The 2829-nt window shown below is 67.4% G+C and carries 2 protein-coding genes; both read left to right on the top strand.

Features of this window, described 5'->3' with window-relative positions:
- The first annotated feature begins 107 nt into the window (after positions 1 to 107).
- The gene (locus AB1609_20020) at positions 108 to 1844 is read left to right on the top strand and encodes a DUF87 domain-containing protein (GenBank protein MEW6048730.1); all 1737 of its coding nucleotides are present in this window, start codon (positions 108 to 110) and stop codon (positions 1842 to 1844) included.
- A 14-nt stretch (positions 1845 to 1858) separates the two neighbouring features.
- Positions 1859 to 2829: Druantia anti-phage system protein DruA (locus AB1609_20015; GenBank protein MEW6048729.1), on the top strand; the 971-nt coding region annotated here is incomplete at its 3' end.

Genomic DNA, 2829 nt, shown 5'->3' with positions numbered 1-2829 from the left:
TTCCGCCAGGTGGCCGCCCAGGCCGTCGCCGAGCGCCTCGCGGGCCCACTGGACGAGGTGTTCTTCCACCTGCACGGGTACCGCACCGAGTCAGGGAGGGGAGGCGTGTGAGTCAGCAGGAGTTGGACGCGCTGCTGAGTTCCGCAGAGCAGATCGCGGTGATAGGGTCACCCTCGTCGACGGCACAGCTGGCGATCGACGTCCTGGCACCTGCCGCCGTGCGCAAGTTGGTGGGCGAACTGGCGGTCTTCGGCTACACGCAAGACGGATATCCCCACTATGCCCTCGGCCAGATTACCAGCGTCACACTGCGCAACGTCTGGCACGAGGACCCCACCATGCGCAGCTTGATCCGCCAGCGTGGCCAGGTCGACCCCGTTAGCGCACGGCAGGACACCCACCTCGGTGAGATGTCCGTCAGCGCTGTCTTCATGAGGGACGGCACCGGCTATCGGCCTAGCTTCCTGGGAACTGTACCGCCCACCGGTACGCGCGTCTTCCTGGCCCGCGATGACCAACTGAGCACGGTGCTTGCCCATTACCGAGACCAACTGTTCTACCTGGGGACCGTCTTCGGCTCGACACCGCGGTTGCCCATGTGGTTCAAGCACTTCGACCAGGGACCCCACGGCGCCGGTGAGGCCTACCACCTTGGCATCTTCGGCAAGACCGGCTCGGGCAAGTCGGTGCTGGCCAAGATGATTCTCCTCGCCTATGCCCGCCACCGGGACATGGCCCTGCTGGTGATCGACCCGCAGGGGGAGTTCGCCAAGGACGCTCGTGGCTCGCCGGGCGGCGGCTTCCCCCTCCGGCTGGACCTTGTGCTGCGCCGGCTTGAGCGCGAGCCGGTCGTGGTGGGCGTCCGGCAGCTGGTCCTGGACCGCTGGGACTTGTTTGAGGAGATCCTCTACGAATCGGACTTCTTCGAGCAACTGACCATCCCCCGGGGTGAGAACCGGCGCCTGGCTTGCGGCGCGCTGCGGGATCGGCTGGACCGCTCGGGGGTCAAGCTGGCGGACCTGCACGGCCGCAGGTCCTTCGAGCAGGCTTGGGCGCTGCTGGGCGACGAGCGCATCCAGCGCGTCTTCTACCGTAGCGAGGGCTCGCGCGAGCGCTTCCGGGCCGCCTACGAGGAGGCCGACCCCAACGAGTTCTATGGGTTGCGGTGGCTGCCGCTGGCCCGGCTGTTCCAGTGGGAACCCGGCAAGCAGCGCGTCGAAGCCCTGCTACACGACATGTTCACGCGCTCGCCGCGCCCGCTCGTCGTGGTTGACCTCTCCGCCCAACAGCAGGGTGACCTGCTCTGGAACGATACCATCCAGGCCTTGGTGATAAAGCGGCTGCTTGAGGGGATCCGCTTCGCGTCCGAACGAGCGTACCAGGGTAACCGCAGCCTGAACACCCTAGTGGTCATCGACGAGGCGCATCGGCTGGCACCGCGGGAGCGCCTCGAGGACGAACACCGTCAGCGCATCCGGGATACGCTCGTGGACGCCGTGCGCACGACGCGGAAGTACGGCCTGGGCTGGATGTTCATCAGCCAAACCCTGGCCAGCCTCCACATGGAAATCATTCAGCAACTGCGCATCATGTGCTTCGGCTTCGGCCTGGGTCTCGGCAGCGAGTTCGCGGCCCTGCGGGAGCTGGTGGGTGGCGACACCACCGCCCTCGACCTGTATCGCCTGTTCCGTGATCCTCACAGTGCCTTCGACCCCGCCGGCCGCCAGTACTCCTTCATGACGGTGGGACCGGTGTCGCCCCTCTCATTCGCGGGGACACCGCTGTTCTTCAACGCCTTCACCACGCCCGAGGAGTTCCTGCGGGCCAACCGCCTCACCGGCTGAGGGAGGGGAAAGGGATGACGGAAACCGGCCCCGTGGACACCGCCTGGCTGCGGGAACAAATCCTCCAGGCCCTTGAGCGACAGGGGTTCACCCTCGTAGTGGACGCCCGCGGTCGCCCACGACTGCTGACACCGCACGACAAGACCGGCCTGCAGGCCGTGCACGCCGCCGCGCGCGAGGCCCAACTGCGCCGCCACGCCCGGTTCCTGTTCCGTTTCTGGCCTAGGGCCCGGCAGCACCTGGCAGATGGGCGTGAGGTGATCCCGGAAAGCATCGAGCCGGTGCTGGAGCCCGCGGACGACGGGGAGGCAGCTGACCTCTTCCGGTTCTTCCGCCTGGTCTATTGGTCCCTCCCGTACTTCAAGGGCTACGGCCGTCGACTGCGCTTCCTCGTGCGCGACGCCGCCACGGGCAAGCTCATCGGGCTGCTGGGAATGCAGAGCCCGCCCATCGACCTCGGCTGCCGCGACCGGGCCCTAGGCCTCACCCGTCCCGACAAGGTGGAGACCGTCAACCGCTCACTGGACGTCTACACCCTAGGCGCCTTGCCCCCATATAACCTCCTCCTAGGGGGCAAGCTCGTCGCCATGCTCGCGGTCTCGGCGGAGGTGCGGGAGGCCTACCGTCGCCGCTACGAGGGAGCGGTGACGTGGTTGCAGGGCCGGCGGCTTCCGGCGGACCTCCTTTTTCTGACCACCACCAGTGCCTACGGCCGCTCCAGCATCTACAACCGGCTGACATTTCGCGGTCGGCCGGTGGCTGAACCCCTCGGCTTCACGGCCAGAACCGGTACGTTCCACCTACCGGACGAACTGTTCCCCCACATCCGGGCCTTCCTGGCCCAGCACGGCCTGGACCCGCGGACGGGCTTCGGCTACGGCCCCCGCCGGCGCCTGCAGTTCGCCGTCCTGGCGATGCGTAGGCTGGGCCTAGACCCCGAGCTGATCGTCCACGGCATCCCGCGCCAGGTATTCCTGTTCCGGCT

The organism is Bacillota bacterium (genome assembly GCA_040754675.1).
In the GTDB taxonomy this organism is placed as follows: Bacteria; Bacillota; Limnochordia; order Limnochordales; family Geochordaceae; genus Geochorda.
The sequence above is the reverse complement of the archived record's forward strand: the minus strand, read 5'-3'. Positions and strand labels throughout refer to the sequence as shown.